The following is a 20,148-nucleotide window of genomic DNA, read 5'->3' as shown; positions in this document are numbered from 1 at the left end:
GTGTCAGTATTACATTTATTCCTTATGTTCGTACCCTCACAAACGAATCGATATGCGTTATACAGCCATTACCCTTGCTTTTTTTGCTATTGCCGCAAATGCACAAGCCCAGGAAAAGACTATTGTAAGAAGCCCAGATAAAAAGTTAGAAATACAACTGTCTGTTGAGGCAGGAAAACCCGGCTATGCGGTTTTCTATTCAGGGCAGGCTGTATTAGAACCATCGCCCCTGGGGTTGAAGAGTTCTGTGGGTGATTTTACGGAAGGATTACAGCAGGCAGGTGCAAAAACTGCGCGTGTAAAAGATAGTTATCAGCTGAACCGCTCTAAAGTAAGCCAGGTAAACTACAAGGCGAACGAACTTACCTGGCTGCTCCGCAATGCAGCAGGTGATACTGTACAGGTAGTGTTTCAGGTAAGCAATGATAATATTGCTTTTTGTTACAGGCTGCCTGCTGTAAACGGTAAAACTGGTACCTGTGTTATTGAAAAGGAACTTACCGGGTTTGATTTTCCCGCCTCTACTACTACTTTTATAACCCCGCAGGCATTGCCTATGACCGGCTGGAAAAAAACAAAGCCTTCTTATGAAGAGTTTTACACCGTAGAGGAACCGGCCGGTACGGTTTCTAAAGACAAAGCAGGTTATACCTTTCCTGCGTTGTTTCATGTGCAGAAGAAAGCATGGGTGCTGATTTCAGAAACAGGTATTGCCGGTAATTACCCCGGCACGCATTTGAGTGAACCTGTTACCGGTGGTTTATATACAATCGCCTTTCCGCAAAGCGGCGAGAATAATGGTGAAGGTGCTACCACCGCTTCTGCCGTATTGCCTGTTCAAACATCCTGGAAAACAATTACCGTAGGGCAGACGTTGAAGCCTGTTATAGAATCCACCATTTCTACAGATGTGGTAAAGCCCCTTATACAGTCGGAAAAAGTGTTTGCACCCGGCCGTGCTTCCTGGAGCTGGATTGTTTGGCAGGACAGCAGTTGCAACTATAATGATCAGGTAACCTTTATTGATCTGGCCGCAAAACTAAAATGTGAATACATTTTGATTGATGCCCTGTGGGATGTGCAGATTGGACGGGATAAAATGGCGGAACTGGTGCGTTATGCTACCTCCAAAGGGGTAAGTATATTGTTATGGTACAACAGCAACGGCACGGCAAACGAAGCGCCGCAAACCCCCAAAGACAAAATGCACATACCGGAAGTGCGCAGGCAGGAAATGGCCTGGTTGCAGCAGATAGGTGTAAAAGGTTTGAAAATTGATTTCTTTGGTGGGGATAAGCAAGTGACGATGCAGCTTTACCACGATATACTGGTAGATGCCGCCCTTTACGGGCTTTGCATTAATTTTCATGGTGCCACCCTGCCACGCGGCTGGGAAAGAATGTATCCAAACTATATGACAAGCGAAGCCGTACTGGCATCCGAAAATCTGGTGTTTCAGCAAAGTTTTTGTGATAAATATGCTCAATTAGCAACTATCTATCCCTTCACGCGGAACGCAGTTGCTGCTATGGATTTTGGACCGGTGTTTCTCCAGAAAAAGCTGAGCCGTTTTCAGAAAGGTGGCAATACCAGACGTACCACCGATGCTTTTGAAATAGCCACCTCGGTATTGTTTTTCTCTGCGGTACAGCATTGGGGTTTAACACCCGCCAACCTGGATGCGCCGGCTTTTCTGATTGACTTTGTAAAAGACGTACCAGCTACCTGGGATGAAATCCGCTTTATTGATGGGTTCCCCGGTCAGTATTGTGTGCTGGCGCGCCGTAAAGGGAAGAAGTGGTATGTAGCTGCTGTGAATGGTGAAAACAAAGAAAGAAACCTTACGCTGCATTTGCCTATGTTTAAAAACAAAACCATCTCCGTTATCCGTGACGGCCAGGGCACCGAAGCGGTGAACGAAGCCCAGAAGCCGGATTCAGAGGGTAAATTCACGATACGGCTGAATGGGAATGGTGGTGCGGTACTTTTTAACTGATAGAAATTCTTTATACATAAAAAGCCTGGCAGGTATGCCGGGCTTTTTTAATCACGCTTTCCTTTAAAATAGGCTACTAAAGACATGGCATGTCCATGGCCCAGATCATAATCTGCTTTCAGCCAGGCTAAAATATCGCCTGCTTTTGTTCCTTCTGTTAACGCATCTTTTTTTACGAACCCTTTGGTTTCAGCCAGTTTTTTAAATTGGTCGGCGGAGAGGCCGGTTTTGGTTTTGATATTGTCGAGATACGCCTGAAATGACATGGTGATTAGGTTTCTAAATGATTGGTTATTCAAATATACTTCTACTAAAAAAGCCTCAGCGTTTCTGCTAAGGCTTTTTATGTAAACGTTCACGCGATATAATCGCAGACGCTATTTATCCAATCACTTTATTCAGCTCCGCTACCGTAGCCTCAAAACGCTGCTCATCGGTCCAGTCCTGCGGAACAAAGCTTTCGCCTATAATCTGTTCGTATAATTCAATATATCGGCGGCTGATGGTGGCTATCCATTCAGGCGTCATTTCAGGAACAGTTTGTCCTTCTTTGCCCATAAAGTTGTTGGCGATCAGCCACTCTCTTACAAACTCTTTGCTCAGTTGTTTTTGTCTTTCGCCGGTGCTTTGGCGGGCTTCAAAACCTTCTGCGTAAAAGTAACGGGAAGAGTCTGGAGTGTGTACCTCATCCATCAGGTAAATTTCACCGTTCAGTTTGCCAAATTCGTATTTGGTATCTACCAGTATCAATCCGCGTTCAGCCGCTATTTCCTTGCCTCTGGCAAACAGTGCCAAGGCGTATTTTTCCAGAATCTGCCAGTCTTCTGCAGTGGCCAGGCCCTGTGCTATAATTTCTTCTTTAGATATGTCTTCATCATGCCCTTCTGATGCTTTTGTAGAAGGGGTGATGATGGGTGTGGGGAAGAAGTCGTTTTCTTTCAGTCCCTCAGGTAAGGTAACGCCGCATAATATGCGTTTGCCGCTGCTGTAGGTGCGCCATGCATGGCCGGTAAGGTTACCGCGTACCACCATTTCAATTTTAAAAGGCTCGCATCTTTTACCTACAGCCACATCGGGGGCGGGAGTGGCTACCAGCCAGTTGGGACAAATATCTTTGGTAGCGTTAAGCATGTAAGTGGCCACCTGGTTCAACACCTGTCCTTTGTAGGGGATAGGGCAGGGTAATATTACATCGAAAGCAGAAATACGGTTGCTGGCTACCATTACCAGCCAGTCGTTTTTAATGGTATATACGTCTCTTACTTTGCCTTTGTAAAAGGCAGTTTGCTGAGGAAACTCAAAATTTGCCATGCGCAAAAGTAATCAAAGAATTGGTTTTGGATTTTGGATAATTAAATGATGATTCCTTTACATATATACCCAAATTTAATCATGTACTCCCGGCGTTTTCAATCAATAATATTGTAACTTCCCTTAAAAGCCTGCCGAATGAGAAAAATACTTTCGATTGTTACACTGGCCTTGATTGCCATTTTTTCTTTTGTATCTGCCGGAGCACAAACCAGAGTCAGCCTGTCGGGCGTAGTAACCGACGGAGCTACCGGTAAACTATTGTCGGGTGTGTCTGTAACAGTAAAAGGCACCCTGTTAGGTGCTGTTACGGACGAAAGGGGCGCCTTTACAGTAAATGGAGTTATTACCTTTCCGGCAACACTGGTATTTGGTTCTATTGCTTACGCCTCGCAGGAGGTACAGGTAGCCGCAGCTGGTGAAGCGGTGAAAGTATCGCTGGCGCCTGGTTACGTACTGGGTGAGGAAGTGGTAGTAGCTGCATCGCGCACCAGCGAGCGTTTGCTGGAAACGCCTGTTTCTATTGAAAGGGTAAGCGCGGCCACTATACGCACTGCACCGGCTGCCAACTATTACGACATTATTGGTAATCTGAAAGGGGTGGATATGACCACCTCCAGCCTTACCTTCAAAACCATCAGCACCCGTGGTTTTAACGGTAGTGGTAACCTGCGTTTTAATCAATTGGTGGATGGTATGGATAACCAGGCCCCCGGATTAAACTTTACTGTGGGTAACATTATTGGCCTTACCGAGCTGGATGTAGATAACATGGAGTTGCTGCCCGGCGCTTCTTCTGCACTGTATGGTTCAGGCGGTATGAATGGTACACTGCTCATCAGCAGTAAAAATCCTTTCAAATACCAGGGCTTCAGCGCGCAGGTGAAACAGGGCATTATGCACCTGGGCGATCCGCAGCAGAAGCCTACTCCGTATTATGACATCAGCTTACGCTGGGCGCATAAAATAAGTGATAAAGTAGCCTTTAAAATAGGCGGACAATATATTAAAGCAGATGACTGGCGTGCAAAAGATACCCGCAACCTGCAAAGGAATAACGTATTAAGCCAGTTGAAGCCTGGTGACCGCACTTCTGACCCTAACTATGACGGGGTGAATGTGTTTGGTGATGAGGCCAGCGCGAGTATGCAGGCGTTTGCACAGGCGGTGAAAGCGCAGTTGGTGAACCCTCCTACTAATCCGGGCAATGCTATTGCTACTGCAGTAGATGGCTATGTGGCTGCAGGTTTAACGCCCAACCAGATAGCGCAACAGTTTGCGCTGAACCCCGCGCTGGCACCTTATTCCTCTACCTTGCCTTTCTTAATTCCTTTAAGTGCTGCACCCAATAATGCCTATAGAGGTACTTTTGGTGCGCAGTCGGTAAGCCGTACCGGGTATAACGAGGAAGATCTGGTAGATTATAACTCTTACAACCTGAAATTATCTGCTGCCCTGCATTATAAAATCACTTCTAAAACTGAAGCATCTTTAACCGCCAACTGGGGTACAGGTACTACGGTGTATACAGGTGCTGACCGTTATTCACTGAAAAACCTGCAGATGGGCCAGTACAAGCTGGAAATAAGAAACCCTAACTGGTTTGCCCGCTTGTATACCATTCAGGAAAACTCCGGTGATTCTTATACAGCCAACACCGCGGCTATTGCAATTAACAGAGCCTGGAAGCCAGATGCTACCTGGTTTCAGCAATATACCGGTACTTACAGCGCTGCACGTTTAGGGCTGGCCAACGGCCTTTCTGCACCTGATGCAATATCACATGCCGCTGCCAGAAATGCGGCTGATGCAGGAAGGTTACTGCCCGGTACCGCCGGTTTTCAGCGGGTGTTTGACAGTGTAACCAGCATCTCAATTAGTAAAGGCGGTGCCAAGTTTGCTGATAAATCAGCGTTATACCAGGCAGAAGGCCAGTACAACTTCAGTGATGTAGTAAAAGTTGCAGAAGTACTGGTTGGAGCCAGCTTCCGCCGCTACTCACTCAACTCACAGGGAACCATTTTTGCCGATACTACCGGTGCCATTGGTATCAACGAATATGGCGGGTACGTACAGGTGCAGAAGCAGGTAGTGCCCAATGTGCTTAAACTGACCGGTTCGGTACGTTACGATAAAAACGAAAACTTTGCAGGCCGTTTTACCCCACGTTTTACCGCGTTGGTAAAAGTGGCGGAAGACAATAACCTGCGTTTTTCTTACCAGACGGCCTACCGTTTTCCTTCCACGCAGGATCAGTGGATTAACCTGCGCACACCGGCAGCAGTGCTGATTGGTGGTTTGCCTTCTTTTAAAGACTTTTACAAGTTTGGCACCAGCCCCGCTTATACCGCAGAAAGTGTTGCCGCTTACCGCGCTACTGTAGGTGCGGGAGCGCCTAACCCGGCATTGCTGAAAGTAGGGGAGTTTAATACCATTAAGCCAGAAACTGTACAATCGTTTGAGGCAGGCTATCGTGGGGTAATTGCCAAAAAGCTGATGATTGACGTATATGGTTACTACAGCCAGTACAAAAACTTTATTGCCCGTGTAGCAGTAGCGCGTGGCCAGAGCGCAAGCACTAACGCAGCGGTAAACTACCAGGAACTGGCCAGTCCGTTTACTTCCACCAACTACTCATTTGTATACAATGTACCGCAGCCGGTAAAAGCCTATGGCTGGGGTGCGGGCCTGGTGTACCAGATTTACAAAACCTGGAGTGCCAGTGGTAATGTGTATAGCGACAAACTTACCGATGTGCCTGCGGGTGTGGTTACTTTTTTCAATACCCCTAAAATCAGGTATAACCTGGGCATAGGAAACGACAACCTGTATAAAAACATAGGCTTCAATGCTGTGTTCCGCTGGCAGGATAAAGTAAACTGGGAAGGTACGTTTGGTACAGGCGATATTCCGGCGTATAGCACGCTGGACGCGCAGATCAGCTACCGTTTACCCGAAATTAAGTCGCTGATTAAGCTGGGCGCCACCAACCTGATTAACAAGTATTATCAGAGTGCTTTCGGAAATCCGATGGTGGGCGGTTTGTATTACATAAGCTTTGGTTATAATGTGTTTTAAGTAGAAGTTTCGGGTTTTACTTTTCTTTTATATGGCATAAACCTATATTTTTGCCCAGCTTTTTTGAAGCGCTTAAAACAATCGATCAATTATTATGCGACAAATTGCTTTTCGTGAGGCTTTACGTGAAGCCCTGAGTGAAGAGATGAGAAGGGATGAACGTGTGTTCCTTATGGGTGAAGAAGTGGCTGAATATAATGGTGCCTATAAAGTAAGTCAGGGTATGCTGGCTGAATTCGGTGCAAAACGTGTGATTGATACTCCCATTGCTGAGCTGGGCTTTGCTGCCGTAGGCGTAGGAGCAGCACAGAATGGCCTTCGTCCTGTGGTAGAATTCATGACCTGGAACTTTGCTGTACTGGCGCTGGATCAGATTCTGAATACTGCTTCAAAAATGCTGGCAATGAGTGGTGGACAAATTACCTGTCCTATCGTATTCCGCGGACCAAACGGTAGCGCTGGTCAGCTGGGTGCGCAACACTCTACTGCTTTCGAAAGCTATTACGCTAACATTCCCGGTTTGAAAGTGGTTTCTCCTTCCAACGGTTACGATGCCAAAGGTTTACTGAAGCAGGCTATCCGTTACGAGGAAGATCCCGTAATGTTCATGGAAAGCGAGGTAATGTATGGTGATAAATCAGAAGTTCCTGAAGAAGAATACTATATCGAATTAGGTAAAGCGGCTGTAAAAAGAGCTGGTACCGATGTAACCATCGTTTCTTTCAACAAAATGATGAAAGTTGCACTGGGTGCCGCTGACGAGCTGGCAAAAGAAGGTATCAGTGCTGAGGTTATTGATCTGCGCACTATCCGTCCGCTGGATTGGATGACCATTCTGGAAAGCGTTAAGAAAACCAACCGCCTGGTAATTGTGGAAGAGCAGTGGCCTTTCGCTTCTATCAGCTCTGAAATTTCTTACCGTATTCAGAAAGAAGGTTTTGATTACCTGGATGCTCCTATCCGTCGTATCACCTGCGCAGATGCTCCTATGCACTACGCGCCAAACCTGGTAAATGCTTACCTGCCCGACGTTCCACGTACGGTGAAACTGGTGAAAGAGGTAATGTACACGAAGAAGTAGTTTTGTTACACGAAATATTAAAAGGGTTGATGGCTGAAATAGCTGTCAACCCTTTTATTTTGTACCCGATTAACCGTTTATAACTTATGATAATGCGCTTTGTACCCGTTTTAATAGGGTGTGCAGCCACGCTGCCCGTCTTTGCCCAGCGTAACGCTGTGGATACCCTTGCTGCCCAACAATATCCCGATACGGTGGTGGTTACTGCGTTTGACCTGCATAGCCGCTGGCGCGAAGCCCCTGCAGCCGTGGCAGTGGTAAACGAACAGGCGCTGCTGCGCAGCGGCCAGCCCACGCTGGTGCCGGCGCTGAATGCAGTTACCGGTGTGCGGATGGAAGAACGCTCGCCAGGTAGCTACCGCCTGTCGCTGCGGGGCAGTTTGTTGCGCGCTCCGTTTGGGGTACGCAACCTGAAAGTTTACTGGAACGATATACCGCTTACTGATGCGGGTGGCAATACCTATTTTAACTTGCCCGATCTGAGTCAGCTGCAATCACTGGAGATAATTAAAGGCCCTGCCGCCAGCTTATATGGCGCCAACACCGGCGGCGTGGTACTGCTGCATAGTGGCGATGTAAACCGCCAGCCTGCCGGCAGCAGCGGGCAGGTGGGCGTAACCGGTGGCGCTTACGGATTATTTGCGCAGAATGCCGGATACAGCTACGCAGATACCGGCGTACATATACAGGTAGGTCAGGTGCATTACCAAAGCGATGGATACCGCCAGCAGAGCCGTTACCGGAAAGATGGCGGGCAGGTGGCAGGTACCGTACGTTTAAATCGCGTGCAGGAATTATCTGCCTTACTGTTTTATACCGATCTGATGTATAAAACACCCGGTGGCATTACCCTGCAACAAATGGAAGCCAACCCACGCCAGGCCCGGCAAAAAACAGCCACGCTGCCTGGTTCTGCGGATCAGCAGGCGGCTATATACAACAAAACGGCCTTCGGTGGCATAGCGCTGAAAACGGCAATGGGTAGCCGGTGGGATAATACTACGGTACTGATGGTAAACCATACCGGCTTTCGCAACCCTTTTATTACCAACTACGAAGTGCGGAACGAATGGAATTATGGGGGACGCACTGCTTTCCGCTACCATCAGGAGCAGGGCAGTTTTCAGTGGCAGGCCCGCGCCGGTGCGGAGTGGCTGCAAAACCAATCGGACGTAGACAACTACGATAACAATGGAGGCGTGAAAGGGGATGTGCAAACGAAAGATAAGTTGAAAGCCACCCAGCACTTTTTGTTTATACAGGCAGATGCCCAATGGCGTAATCGCTGGGTATTTCAGGCAGGCGTAAGCCGTAACATGCTAACCTATCATTACCAGCGGCTGACAGATGTCACCCCGGAAGAGGAAAAAGAGCTGGGCGCTTTATGGGCGCCACGCGTGAGCATACTCTATAAAATTATGCCCACTGTAGCGGTGTACGGTATTGCCAGCCGTGGATTTTCATCGCCTTCTCTGGCAGAAGTGCGGCCCTCTGATGGTAATTACTATGGCAATCTGCAACCGGAGCATGGCTGGAATTTTGAACTGGGGGTAAAAGGCAGTGCCTGGCGCAACCGGATTCAGTTTGACGTAAGCGGGTACGATTTCCGGTTACGGGACGCTATTGTACGCCGTTCCAATGCTGCGGGGGCTGAATATTTTGTAAATGCCGGCGGTACTAAGCAAACCGGTGCAGAAGCTTTTGTAAGCGTGCGGGTGTTGCCGGTACTTACGCTGTTTAACAGCTTCAGTTACCAGCCTTACACGTTTACTGGTTATATAGCAGGCACAGCCAACTATTCCGGCAACCATTTAACGGGCGTGCCGCGTACGGTAAATGTGAGTGGTTTGGATATTACGCTACCGCAGGGCTGGTTTGCCAATATTACACTTAATGCTACCTCCCGTTTGCCCCTGGCTGATGATAATAGTGTATATGCGGCTGGTTATCAATTGTTACAGGCGAAACTGGGCTATACACACCGTATGAAAAGTGTGCAGTGGACGCTGTTTGCGGCGGGCGATAACCTGCTGAATCAGCTGTATAGCCTGGGAAATGACATTAATGCACTGGGTGGCAGGTACTACAATCCTGCACCGTCCCGCAATTTCTCTGCCGGTTTAGCAGTTCGTTGGCACTAACAAGCCTATTTTCTTCTAAATTAGCAGCTTAAACAACGGTGAAAACTTATGTCTACCATTCTGATTATAGATGACGAAAAGGCAATCAGGAAAACCCTGAACGAGATCTTGACTTTTGAGGGGTATAAGGTAACAGAGGCATCTGACGGGGAAGAAGGTTTAAAGCTATTCAGCAGTACTACGTTTGATGTGGTGCTTTGCGATATAAAAATGCCCAAGATGGATGGCATTGAGTTTCTGGTAAAAGCCACAGAACTCAACCCGGATGTACCCGTGGTAATGATAAGCGGGCACGGTACCATTGAAACAGCAGTAGATGCTGTTAAAAAGGGCGCTTTTGATTATATATCCAAGCCGCCGGATTTAAACCGCATGCTGATTACCCTGCGTAATGCGATGGACAAAAACACGCTGAGCAAGGAAACGCGTACGCTTAAGCGTAAGGTGAGCCGTGTACAGGAAATGATAGGAGAGAGCGAAGGCATTGCCCGCATTAAAGATACCATTGAAAAAGTGGCCCCTACCGATGCCCGTGTATTGGTAACAGGCGAAAACGGGGTGGGTAAAGAAATGGTGGCCCGCTGGATACATGAAAAAAGCAACCGCAACACAGGGCCTATTATTGAGGTAAACTGTGCGGCTATACCGGGCGAGCTGATTGAGAGTGAGTTATTCGGACACGAAAAAGGTTCGTTTACCTCAGCTATTAAACAACGCATAGGTAAGTTTGAACAGGCCAGCGGTGGTACCCTGTTTCTGGATGAGGTGGGCGATATGAGCCTGAGCGCCCAGGCCAAGGTGTTACGCGCCTTGCAGGAAGGGAAAATTACCCGCGTAGGGGGTGATAAAGAAATTTCTGTAGATGTGCGGGTGGTAGCGGCAACCAACAAAGACCTGCTGAAGGAAGTGGAGGATAAAAACTTTCGCTTAGACCTGTACCACCGGTTAGGGGTAATACTGATTCACGTACCCTCGCTGAACGAGCGCCGCGATGATATTCCTTTATTGGTAGATAAGTTTCTGGGGGATATAGGGGTAGAATACGGACAGGCCAAAAAAACAATAGATAAGAAGGCAATGGATGCCCTGCAAAGGCATAACTGGTCGGGTAACATACGTGAACTGCGTAACGTGGTAGAGCGTTTGGTAATCTTATCTGGTAAAAGCATTCAGCTGGAAGATGTAAATAATTACGTGTTACCACGATAAGTGTTTGAAGTTGAATTATGTAATTATTATAGCCGGCCCTACAGCCGTTGGTAAAACAGCTTTATCGCTACAGATTGCACAGCGTTTTAATACGGCTATTATTTCGGCGGATAGCAGGCAGTGCTTTCGTGAACTGAATATTGGCGTAGCCAAGCCGGAACCGGCCGAGCTGGTGCTGGTGCCTCATTATTTTATTAATTCTCATTCCATACAGGAAGAAGTGAATGCTGCGGTATTTGAGCAATATGCGCTCAATGCCGCAGCATCTGTTTTTACGCAACGTAACCTAGCAGTAATGTGCGGCGGAACCGGGCTGTATATTAAAGCCTTTTGCGAAGGGCTGGATAATATACCCCATGTGCCGGATGCTATTCACCAACAAGCGGTGGACTTGTACCAGGCTAACGGCCTGGAGGGGTTACAACAGGAACTGAAAACCAAAGACCCGGTATTCTGGGAAACTGCGGAACAGCAAAACCCTCAGCGGCTGATGCGTGCGCTGGAAGTATTCTACGCTACCGGCCAGAGCATCAACAGTTTTCGTAGCGGTAAAAAAGAAAGCCGCCCCTTCCGTACTATTAAAATAGGGCTGGAGCTGGACAGGCATCTGCTATATGAGCGTATTAATCATCGGGTAGATATGATGATGGAACAGGGCCTGCTGGATGAAGTAACCAGCTTATTACCCCATAAACACCTGAATGCCCTGCAAACGGTAGGATACCGCGAGTTTTTTGATTATCTGGATGGCAAAACCGACCTGCCTCGTGCCATAGAATTACTGAAACAGAACACCCGGCACTATGCCAAACGACAGCTAACGTGGTTTAAAAGGGACGAAGATATGCGTTGGTTTCACCCGGCGGATGGAGAAGGCGTGGCTGCTTATATTACAGAAATACTGACTAAGGGATAAAAAAAGCGCCCGTATTGCTACGGGCGTCAAGCAGGTGTGTTTGGATTGTTAAGCCAAATATAGGTTTTTAATTTTAGAATCTCAAATCCTACTGTTTTTCTATTCTTTAACTTTCTTTTTAATGAACAGATAGCTGTATGGGTGGGGTGCGTTCGAACTGTTCCTGAAAGTCTTTTTTAGAGCCAAGAAAGAAAATTCGTAACAGTTTATTCGTAAGCAGCAACCTGTATAGTGCTATACCGGCAATAATACAGATAACATAAATAACTGGTGCGTTTAAAGGTGTATACGTATGAATTAGTCCGCGAATTAGTTGGTGACTGTACATTATTACCAACGATGCCTCACCAGGTAACTCAAGTGTTTTTTTCAAAAGAGGGACTTTGCAAATTAGTTTTCCAATGTAGAAAAGTGATATTATGATACTGATACTTAAAAACAGGCTTACTACAGGAATTCCGTATTGCGCATTTTTCATGTTCAATGAAATCGAAGGATATTTATTGCTGAGGTAAACACCTGCCAGGCTGAAAATAATGCATATCCACACAGGTATCTTATTGGCAAAGTCGTATTTTTTAAATAAATACCCTAACAGAAAAACAGGTTCGGCAAAAAATACAACGTTTAGATTCCATGGTATGTATACATTTTGAAAGAATGTAGCATTTATATAAGCAAAAGCCAGAAATATACCGGAGATTATCAGTATTTGCTGCATAGAAAATCTACAGATCAGATAGTTGAAAACAACCTGTGTTGCCCAAAGGCAGGTAATAAACCAGAATACGGTACATACCGCTGCCAGTTTTCTGCCGCCTAATATTGCCCGGAAAAATATTAGGGATATTTCTTTTGCAGATGCCGTTTTGAGTTGAGGTACAAATAAAAACGGATAAAGAAGTATAAGAAAAGTACAATAGGGGATTATTAATTGAATAAGCTTATTGCGTACATATCGCTTTTGATTCTCATCCCGGCTGAACAAAAAGCCACTTATAAAAAAAAATAACGGCATGTGAAACAGATAGAAAACAGATGAAGCTGTATGGAGCATATGGCCGCTAACAACGCATAATATGCCAATACCCTTAACTACATCGAGGTATTCTATCCTCGGTATTTTTAGGTTAGTCATGGTTGGTTTTTTCAGAAATGTATAGGCTTAAATAAAGGACAGTTCTAATATAGCGGATTAATTTGAAAGCAGCAACAGTACATACTTATTTGCCCCTGCTTAATATACACATATATAAAGCAAGGGCAATAATCTATATTTTAAACCCTACCGTCATCACCAGGTTGCCACGGTTGTTTCTTTCCATAGCAAACGTATTTGCCTGCCCGTTTAAGCGGTAAGGAAAGTTGGCGTCTTTGTTCCAGCTTAAAGCATAAGTAAGATCTATAAACATACCATGGTTGCGGTAGCCAACACCAGCACTGGTTACCAAACGGCTGGCTTTCAGTTCTTTATCCTGATAAGGGCTGCCATAGTAGGCCGCGCCTAAACGGAACATTACCGGATCAAATTTAAGTTCGCCGCCCAAACGGAAGTTGAAAGCGTTTTTCAGATAACCTTTAATGGCTTCGTTGGCCATTTTATAATAGGCTTTTAATCCGGGATCGTCATCTTCTGAAGTGGAATAGCGGGAGCCACGGTGGTTGATATATTCAATGTCAGCGGAGATGAAAGCACGCTGCCTTCTGGTGTTTTCTACCTCTCTGAATACATAAGCACCGCTGGCGATGATGCGGTAAGGCGTTACCTGATTGTATTTTCTGGTAATTGCTTGTCCATCGTTTAGCCGGTCAGAACTTTCAAACAAAGCGCCGCCAGGATAATATCCTTCCGTATCCGTTTTCATAGAGGCTCTTAACTCATCTTTGAAGGAGAGGATAGATGGCGTATGGAAGGCCAAACCCAGCCGGATAAAGTCTTTAGGTTTATAAATAACACCCAGCTTGGCGTTTAAACCAACGCCGGAAGATTTGAAGGTTTCCCTGTATTCCGTATAGTTAAAATCATTATTGGTGTTACCGGAGGCATCTGATTCTTTAAAATACAGATCGCGATGGTAGGAAAGAATAGGAATGCCCACGCTACCACCGATATAGAACTTGTCGTTCTGGTTGCCGGCAAATGCGAGGTTTATTTCATGTAATCCACCACGGGTATTGGCATCATATTCCTGATATAAGCCGGTTGCCGGGGTAGGTAAAGGCTTATAACCAATGATATTGCCGTTGCCGTCACGCCGGTTATCAATCAGGTAAGTGCGGTAAGCAAGTGAAGAGCCATTGATATAGTTGTTTTCCGCAGCCAGGGTATCAGCGCCATCTGCTAATAATTCTTCAACAAACTGCTCGGCAAAGGTGCTGTAGTTGTTGTAGCCTGCGTAGGATACACGCTTGTTATAGCTGGCCAGCTGCGTTACGGTGAGGGCGAAAGCAGAACTGGTCCAGTTAGAGCGCCTGCCTTGCGGGGTGCCCAGTACAATACCAATAGGGCCGTAGGCAAAGCCCGTTTTATTTATTTTGGTAGAGCTGTCTCTGTAATTGCTGCGGGTATTGTTAAACACAAAGCCGGGCGACAATACCACCTCGCGCGTTTTGTATAAGCCAATACCGGCGGGGTTTACATTGGCGGCAGATATATCGCCACCCAATGCACCTATGGCGCCGCCTACTGCTGTACTTCTGGCACTGCCGCCGGGAATAAACCAGCTGGCTCTTAATGCATCATCGGGTGTTTGTGCACAGGCATCTGCTGCCATGCCTGAAAAAAAAGCGGCAGCAACGGCTGCAACCGCATAATGTATATTTCTTGTCATAGCTGTTATGGGTTAGTTACCTCTTGGAGGGCGGCCGCCTGCACTGCCCGAGCCTGATGAATTGTAACCGCCACTGCGGCCACCTGCACTGTTGCTGGGGGTGGTAGATGGTGAAAACGTACGCACAGGTGCATCGTTATACCTGGCAGAATTGTTATTATTGTTGTACTTGGTTTGATTGTTGGGCGTATAATAACGATCGTTACTGTTATTATTTCTGTTGCTGTTATTATAGTTTCTGTTGCCGTAAGCTGCTAAGCCCGAACCGCTGGTAGTGCCAAATACCCTGGGGTTTTTATATGTGATTACTGTAAACCATGGGTTAAACCAGGGGCTGTAGCCACCGTAGCCATAACCATAGCCCAGGTAGTTAAAGCTGCCCCATCCCCAACCCCAGCCCCAGTTGGCGCCCGGGTGGTTGTAGTACATATTGTTGTTCCACATCCATGGGTTATAGTATCCGTAATTACCTGCAAAGTTGTTGTAGTAAAAACTCTGGTCGTACATCATACGGCTGTCGTTCCAGTAGGTGTAATCGTCAATATCCGACCATTTATAGTGGTTGCGTACCTTCATACGCAGGTAGCGGTCATCGCTGGAAGTAGTATATTCATCGTAGTAACCGGCAGCGCCTTCTTCTGCTCCGCGTGCGGGAGAATAGTACACGTCATCCGGCGTCTGACTTGATTTGTAGGTGCCGGAACAACCACCCAATATGGCAGCTGCGGTAGTTAACAGGAGTATAAATTTCATTTTCATGGCCTTCGCTTTTCAAAAGGTTTATAACGTGTAACTTCCTACATTTGCGCTCTGTTTTGTAAGCTACAAATTGCCCCTCAAAAATGCACTTAATTATTGTTAAAGGTAGGCTAAATAGGGGTAACTGCGGGCGAAACAGCCGGCATCGTCGGTAAAAAAGAAAAGCTAATATGAGTAAAGAAATTACTTCAAGAGCGGATAATTATTCCGAATGGTATAATGATATTGTTGTAAAAGCAGACCTGGCCGACCATAGTGCTGTACGTGGTTGCATGGTTATCAAGCCCTACGGTTATGCCCTGTGGGAAAACATGCGCGATGTGCTGGATAAAATGTTTAAGGATACCGGCCACGTAAACGCCTATTTTCCACTGTTTGTGCCCAAAAGCCTGTTTGAGGCAGAAGAAAAAAACGCTGAAGGTTTTGCCAAAGAGTGCGCTGTGGTTACCCACTACCGTTTAAAAACTGACCCCGATAATAAAGGTAAACTGATTGTGGACCCTGCCGCCCGCCTGGAGGAAGAACTGGTGGTACGCCCTACCAGTGAAGCTATTATCTGGAATACTTATAAAGGCTGGATACAGAGCTACCGCGATTTGCCACTGCTGATAAACCAATGGGCAAACGTAGTACGATGGGAAATGCGTACCCGCCTGTTTTTACGTACCGCTGAGTTTTTATGGCAGGAAGGCCATACCGCCCATGCTACCAAACAGGAAGCGATAGAAGAAACTACGCGTATGCTGGATGTGTATGCCGATTTTGTGGAAAACTGGATGGCGGTGCCGGTGGTTAAAGGGGTTAAAACGCCTAACGAACGTTTTGCCGGTGCAGAAGATACGTATTGTATTGAGGCGCTGATGCAGGACGGTAAAGCGCTGCAGGCTGGTACCTCACACTTTCTGGGCCAGAACTTTGCCAAAGCGTTTGAAGTAAAATTCAGCGATAAAGAGAATAAACTGGATTATGTATGGGCTACCAGCTGGGGCGTAAGCACCCGTTTAATTGGTGCCCTGATTATGGCACATAGCGATGATGAAGGGCTGGTATTACCCCCCCGCATTGCACCTATACAGGTAGTAATTGTACCTATTTACAAAGGAGATGAGCAGAAGGCAGCTATTGACGCAAAAGTGAAAGGGGAAATTATACCTGCACTGAAGGCGGCTGGCGTTACCGTTAAATATGACGATAATGACAATGCACGGCCAGGATGGAAGTTTGCAGAGTACGAGAAAAAAGGCGTGCCTGTACGCATTGCCCTTGGGGCCCGCGACCTGGATAATAATGTAGCAGAAGTAGCGCGCCGCGATACAAAAGAGAAGAACAGTTACAGCCTGGATGGTTTACCTGCGCGTATTGTAGCGCTGCTGGATGAAATACAGCAGAACATTTACAAAAAGGCCAGAACCTTCAGAGATACACATATTACCCGCGTAGATACCTGGGATGAGTTTGTAAAAACCCTGGACGGGAAAACCGGTTTTGTTGCAGCACATTGGGATGGTACCGGCGAAACTGAAGAGAAGATTAAAGAGCTTACCAAAGCTACTATACGTTGTATTCCTTTAAACAACGAACAGGAAGCAGGTAAGTGTGTATTAACCGGAAACCCATCAACGCAGCGGGTATTGTTTGCGAGGGCTTATTAATTATGAAACAAAAGCCGGTACACGAGGCTATGAAGCCTTACCTGGAAGGGCAGGTAATTTTGGTAGATAAACCTTTGCAATGGACTTCGTTTGACGCGGTAAAGAAAATACGCAATCTTACAGGAGTAATGAAAGTGGGGCATGCAGGCACTTTGGATCCGCTGGCTTCCGGTATGCTTATTATTTGCACTGGAAAGTTTACCAAAAAAATTAACGAGTACATGGGCATGGAAAAGGAGTACACAGGTACGTTTACCCTGGGTGCTACCACACCTACCTATGACCTGGAAAGTGAACCGGAAAACTTTAAAGATATCAGTGGTTTAACCACACAACAACTGCACGATGCTACCCGCCCCTTTACAGGTAGCATTATGCAGATGCCTCCCGCACATTCTGCTATTAAAAAAGACGGCAAACCCGTGTATCTGGCGGCCCGTAAGGGTATTGAGGTGCAATTAGACCCACGCCCTATTGTTATTCACAGTTTTGAAATTACCCGTATTGAACTGCCGGTTGTGCATTTTAAAGTAGTGTGCGGCACAGGTACCTATATACGCAGCCTGGCACATGACTATGGTAAGGAACTGGGCGTTGGCGCGTATATGAGCAGCTTATGTCGTACGCGTATAGGTGCGTTTTCGCTGACTGAGGCGCAGAGCCTGGAACAGGTAATGGACCATCTGAAGCAATTGAAAGCCGCCCCCGCAGCAGCATCAGAAGGGCAGCCCGATGCCTAACTGCACTGCATAATTGTTTCTGTTAATGGTACGCTGGCCGGATGGGTCTGTAGCATCTTTAACCACAAACTCATCGTTACGCCAGGTAAATCTGGTAAGATTGAGCCAGCCGTTGTTTTCCTGGCGTGCAGGGTCTTTCAGTTTAATACCCAGATCAAGTCTGATAAGAAAGTAGCTGAAATCGAACCGGATACCGGTACCCACACCTATAGCAACATCTTTTCCCAAACGACCCAGGTTGAATTCGCTGTTGGGGTTGCTTGCTGTTTTACGGATATTCCAGATATTACCCATATCAGCAAAAAAAGCACCGCCAATGCGTACACTACCCATAGTGGCTACCGGGTAGCGGTATTCCACGTTGGCTTCCAGCTGCATATCGCCATAACGGTCGCGGAACGAGCCGGAGGTATCGCTTAACAGCGAAGAGCCTAAGCCCAGTTGCCGCAGGCCCCAGGCGCGCATACTGTTGGGGCCGCCCGCAATAAACTGTTTAAAAAAGGGGAGTGTATTGCCGAATTTTTCTTTATTGCTGTTGTAGCTGATGCCTATACCGCCATAGGTGCGTAAAGCCAGGGTGGTTTTACGGAAGGGAATAGTGCGTTTGTATTCCCCTTCAAACTTTACGTAGCGGTAAATACGGTCGTGCATGGTTTTAAAAGGAGCCATGTACAGTCCCGCTTCTTCAGCAGCAAAGCGGAAGAAGTTATTAACCGCAGGTCGGTTTTTATCGGGATAGCTTACCTGATAACTGAATTGCTGACCAACTACCGAGCCCGTGTTAAAGGCAGTACGCAGCAGTGGGTTGGTTACAAACGCATCGCGCAGGCCTTGCAGGGTATCCAGTGCATATAGCTCTACATTTAACAGTTTGTAAGACCATAGGCGGTTGCGTTTACGCCACTCGTAGCCCCAGTTGGTGGTCATAGAACGTAGTTCGTAATAATCTCTTCTGTTGGTATAGGAGCCGTTAATGCTGAAAATGGTTTGCCGTGCATCCAGCCGGTGCCGGTTACGATCGCTGAACGGAAACATGATGCGCGGAAAAACAAAACGCTGGCTGGCAGAAACCTGTGTGGTTTGCAACAGGTTGCCGTTATTACTGTTATCAATATTCAATTCCACACCACCACGTAGGCTGGTGGCAGACTGTATGGCCCGGCGTGCCACGTTGCGGTGGCGGTAAGTAACACTGGAGGCTATACCAAACAGGCTGTTGGCGGCGCCAATAACATCTCCGGTATTATAACTGGCTTCCAGATCGTACGTAATGTTTTGCCGTATAGCGGGCACCATAAACATGTAAAAATCTACCGAATCGCCGTGTATTACACTGCGCGAATCTACCCTTGCCCAGGCACCGATATTGGAAAAGCTGTTGACGGTTTTATAATACAGGTCTTCGTTATACAGGGTGCCGGGGCGCAGAAAATTATGATCCCGCAGGGGCCTGTCAACAAAAGTACCTTCTTTATACAGCATGGTAAACTGGCGGCGCTCCAGGGTTTTGAAGTCGTTGCTGCTCATAAGACTATCCGGAATTTCCGTGGTTTTGGTTTCCGGGTAGTAGTATACATTGCCTATGCGGTAGGGTTTAAGCGCGGCAGTATCTATCAGCGAACTGTCGTTATAATGGCTTTTATAGTATTCACCCCGCTGAAAAACAGCCAGATCAACTGTTGGATTGTTTTTTCTGCGTTCTGCTGCTGCAGCCAGTCTGCCTGCCAGCTCAAACGGGTCTACTGTAAGCTGCAGTAAGGCTTTGTCTGTTGTATCTCCTTCTGCCACCAGCTGATCGCGGGTAAGCAGGTAATAGCCATTTTGCCGGTATTGCGTAACCAGGCGGTCCAGTTCGCCCGCTATTACTTCTTTGGAGTAAGGAGTACCTTTTTTCAGCTTGCTGTCGCGACTGCCGGCCAGCGCCAGTTTTTGCAGGTTGCTATCTATAAGGCTGTAGTATACAGAGTCAATTTGCATATTCCTGCCCGGCTCAATAATCATGGTTACCGTGGCGCGTTTTTGTAATGGCGCATTCCGCCTTTGAAACAGCGTGGTATCTATTCTGGAATTGAATGCAGGTGAGTAATAACCCTGCGAGTTCAGGTAACCTCTCATAAAGGTTTGTGTACGGCTGATATTGGTAGAATCCAGTATGGGCGGATCTTTCAGGCGGTAGTAAATGAGAAACTGCTGTACCCTGCGGGCCAGAAGACTATCATCCCAGTAATTCTCCAGCGCGGTTAATAAGCGCTTTTTCTCATCTTTGGGCAAATTTCCTTTCAGTTCAATTTTGTTGTTGTACACAAAAGGTACACCGGTAGGATAGTTCTTTACTGTAGTACGCCGTTGTTCTGAACAGGAAATGGTAAACGTGCAAACCGTTACAAGTAAAAGGCAGACAATTAAAATGGGTTTGCAGTTAAACATCATATGA

At 46.8% G+C, this 20,148-nt stretch carries 14 protein-coding genes; 8 read left to right on the top strand and 6 right to left on the bottom strand.

The features are described from left to right. Nucleotides 1-52 precede the first annotated feature (52 nt). Nucleotides 53-1,996 carry a glycoside hydrolase family 97 protein gene (locus tag IEY13_RS12375; RefSeq protein WP_188952404.1) on the top strand — a complete coding sequence of 648 codons (1,944 nt, stop codon included), beginning with the start codon at nt 53-55 and terminating at the stop codon, nt 1,994-1,996. 47 nt (nt 1,997-2,043) lie between these two features. On the opposite strand, the gene IEY13_RS12370 is transcribed toward IEY13_RS12375, so the two are convergent. Further along, nucleotides 2,044-2,262: a DUF4287 domain-containing protein gene (locus tag IEY13_RS12370; protein WP_188952402.1), complete on the bottom strand. Its 219-nt coding sequence runs from the start codon at nt 2,260-2,262 to the stop codon at nt 2,044-2,046. Nucleotides 2,263-2,377: 115 nt separating this feature from the next. Then, complete coding sequence (locus IEY13_RS12365; protein ID WP_188952400.1) at nt 2,378-3,307, bottom strand: phosphoribosylaminoimidazolesuccinocarboxamide synthase; 930 nt, start codon at nt 3,305-3,307, stop codon at nt 2,378-2,380. 138 nt (nt 3,308-3,445) lie between these two features. On the opposite strand from IEY13_RS12365, the gene IEY13_RS12360 reads away from it, so the two are divergent. From IEY13_RS12360 to miaA, 5 genes are all read left to right on the top strand, one after another. Continuing rightward, on the top strand, nt 3,446-6,385 hold the full coding sequence (locus IEY13_RS12360; RefSeq protein ID WP_188952398.1) for a TonB-dependent receptor: 2,940 nt from the start codon (nt 3,446-3,448) through the stop codon (nt 6,383-6,385). A 94-nt stretch (nt 6,386-6,479) separates the two neighbouring features. Next, nucleotides 6,480-7,466 carry a pyruvate dehydrogenase complex E1 component subunit beta gene (locus IEY13_RS12355; RefSeq protein ID WP_146834768.1) on the top strand — a complete coding sequence of 329 codons (987 nt, stop codon included), beginning with the start codon at nt 6,480-6,482 and terminating at the stop codon, nt 7,464-7,466. An 86-nt stretch (nt 7,467-7,552) separates the two neighbouring features. Then, entirely contained in the window at nt 7,553-9,607 is a 2,055-nt protein-coding gene (locus tag IEY13_RS12350) for a TonB-dependent receptor (RefSeq protein ID WP_188952396.1), read from the top strand. A gap of 48 nt (nt 9,608-9,655) precedes the next feature. Then, nucleotides 9,656-10,816, top strand: coding sequence for a sigma-54-dependent transcriptional regulator (locus IEY13_RS12345; protein WP_188952394.1), 1,161 nt, complete (start codon nt 9,656-9,658; stop codon nt 10,814-10,816). Nucleotides 10,817-10,820: 4 nt separating this feature from the next. Further along, nucleotides 10,821-11,732, top strand: a complete 912-nt coding sequence (miaA, locus tag IEY13_RS12340) for a tRNA (adenosine(37)-N6)-dimethylallyltransferase MiaA (protein ID WP_188952392.1) — start codon at nt 10,821-10,823, stop codon at nt 11,730-11,732. A gap of 118 nt (nt 11,733-11,850) precedes the next feature. On the opposite strand, the gene IEY13_RS12335 is transcribed toward miaA, so the two are convergent. The 3 genes from IEY13_RS12335 to IEY13_RS12325 all read right to left on the bottom strand — a co-directional run bounded on the left by IEY13_RS12335 (nt 11,851) and on the right by IEY13_RS12325 (nt 15,322). After that, a complete protein-coding gene (locus IEY13_RS12335; RefSeq protein ID WP_188952391.1) occupies nt 11,851-12,870 on the bottom strand; it encodes an acyltransferase family protein in 1,020 nt (339 codons plus the stop codon). 133 nt (nt 12,871-13,003) lie between these two features. Beyond that, nucleotides 13,004-14,563: an OmpP1/FadL family transporter gene (locus tag IEY13_RS12330; RefSeq protein ID WP_188952389.1), complete on the bottom strand. Its 1,560-nt coding sequence runs from the start codon at nt 14,561-14,563 to the stop codon at nt 13,004-13,006. Between the two features lie 12 nt (nt 14,564-14,575). Next, entirely contained in the window at nt 14,576-15,322 is a 747-nt protein-coding gene (locus IEY13_RS12325; RefSeq protein ID WP_188952387.1) for a hypothetical protein, read from the bottom strand. Nucleotides 15,323-15,492: 170 nt separating this feature from the next. Between IEY13_RS12325 and proS the strand changes: the two genes are divergently transcribed. After that, nucleotides 15,493-16,974: a proline--tRNA ligase gene (proS, locus tag IEY13_RS12320; protein WP_188952385.1), complete on the top strand. Its 1,482-nt coding sequence runs from the start codon at nt 15,493-15,495 to the stop codon at nt 16,972-16,974. A gap of 2 nt (nt 16,975-16,976) precedes the next feature. Beyond that, complete coding sequence (truB, locus tag IEY13_RS12315; protein ID WP_188952384.1) at nt 16,977-17,714, top strand: tRNA pseudouridine(55) synthase TruB; 738 nt, start codon at nt 16,977-16,979, stop codon at nt 17,712-17,714. Here the strand turns inward: truB and IEY13_RS12310 are convergent. Continuing rightward, nucleotides 17,691-20,144 carry a BamA/TamA family outer membrane protein gene (locus IEY13_RS12310; RefSeq protein WP_188952382.1) on the bottom strand — a complete coding sequence of 818 codons (2,454 nt, stop codon included), beginning with the start codon at nt 20,142-20,144 and terminating at the stop codon, nt 17,691-17,693. The genes truB and IEY13_RS12310 overlap by 24 nt on opposite strands. Nucleotides 20,145-20,148: the final 4 nt, after the last annotated feature.

It is taken from the genome of Filimonas zeae (genome assembly GCF_014641615.1).
Classification (GTDB): domain Bacteria; phylum Bacteroidota; class Bacteroidia; order Chitinophagales; family Chitinophagaceae; genus Filimonas; species Filimonas zeae.
The sequence above is the reverse complement of the archived record's forward strand: the minus strand, read 5'-3'. Positions and strand labels throughout refer to the sequence as shown.

Excerpts from the sequence above, each read along its gene's own strand:
- IEY13_RS12335 (WP_188952391.1), bottom strand. The coding sequence starts at position 12,870 with ATGACTAACCTAAAAATACCGAGGATAGAATACCTCGATGTAGTTAAG.
- IEY13_RS12325 (WP_188952387.1), bottom strand. The coding sequence starts at position 15,322 with ATGAAAATGAAATTTATACTCCTGTTAACTACCGCAGCTGCCATATTG.
- IEY13_RS12375 (WP_188952404.1), top strand. The coding sequence starts at position 53 with ATGCGTTATACAGCCATTACCCTTGCTTTTTTTGCTATTGCCGCAAAT.
- IEY13_RS12365 (WP_188952400.1), bottom strand. The coding sequence starts at position 3,307 with ATGGCAAATTTTGAGTTTCCTCAGCAAACTGCCTTTTACAAAGGCAAA.
- IEY13_RS12370 (WP_188952402.1), bottom strand. The coding sequence starts at position 2,262 with ATGTCATTTCAGGCGTATCTCGACAATATCAAAACCAAAACCGGCCTC.
- IEY13_RS12330 (WP_188952389.1), bottom strand. The coding sequence starts at position 14,563 with ATGACAAGAAATATACATTATGCGGTTGCAGCCGTTGCTGCCGCTTTT.
- IEY13_RS12350 (WP_188952396.1), top strand. The coding sequence starts at position 7,553 with ATGATAATGCGCTTTGTACCCGTTTTAATAGGGTGTGCAGCCACGCTG.
- proS (WP_188952385.1), top strand. The coding sequence starts at position 15,493 with ATGAGTAAAGAAATTACTTCAAGAGCGGATAATTATTCCGAATGGTAT.
- IEY13_RS12355 (WP_146834768.1), top strand. The coding sequence starts at position 6,480 with ATGCGACAAATTGCTTTTCGTGAGGCTTTACGTGAAGCCCTGAGTGAA.
- IEY13_RS12310 (WP_188952382.1), bottom strand. The coding sequence starts at position 20,144 with ATGATGTTTAACTGCAAACCCATTTTAATTGTCTGCCTTTTACTTGTA.
- IEY13_RS12345 (WP_188952394.1), top strand. The coding sequence starts at position 9,656 with ATGTCTACCATTCTGATTATAGATGACGAAAAGGCAATCAGGAAAACC.
- truB (WP_188952384.1), top strand. The coding sequence starts at position 16,977 with ATGAAACAAAAGCCGGTACACGAGGCTATGAAGCCTTACCTGGAAGGG.
- IEY13_RS12360 (WP_188952398.1), top strand. The coding sequence starts at position 3,446 with ATGAGAAAAATACTTTCGATTGTTACACTGGCCTTGATTGCCATTTTT.